The organism is Shewanella sp. Sh95 (genome assembly GCF_001308045.1).
Taxonomy (GTDB): Bacteria; Pseudomonadota; Gammaproteobacteria; order Enterobacterales; family Shewanellaceae; genus Shewanella; species Shewanella xiamenensis.
On the sequence record NZ_LGYY01000022.1, the window covers coordinates 1 to 251 of the forward strand.

Sequence of the window (251 nt, forward strand, 5' to 3'; positions counted from 1 at the left end):
AACGCAAGGCACTGCAAGATGGCGCTATTTTAGCGAAGCGCAAGAAAGTGCTTGAGGCGGCGAAGGAAAGAAAACCGATGCGTTGGTCTACAGAGATCAGAAATTGTGAAGCGGTTGGCGCTGTAACCGTCATTCCGCACCTAATTTTCGATTTAAAAAACTTGACGGCGATCGGTCATTCTGATCTATTACTCTCTTTTGCAGGTAATTCATCATGGCCGCTCCCGCTATCTCTATCCGTAACCTCGACC

General features: G+C 47.8%; 1 protein-coding gene. It reads left to right on the forward strand.

Annotated features, from left to right (window positions below; all coding sequences use genetic code 11):
- Positions 1-251: hypothetical protein (locus AEA42_RS22795; RefSeq protein WP_156312287.1), on the forward strand; the 251-nt coding region annotated here is incomplete at both ends.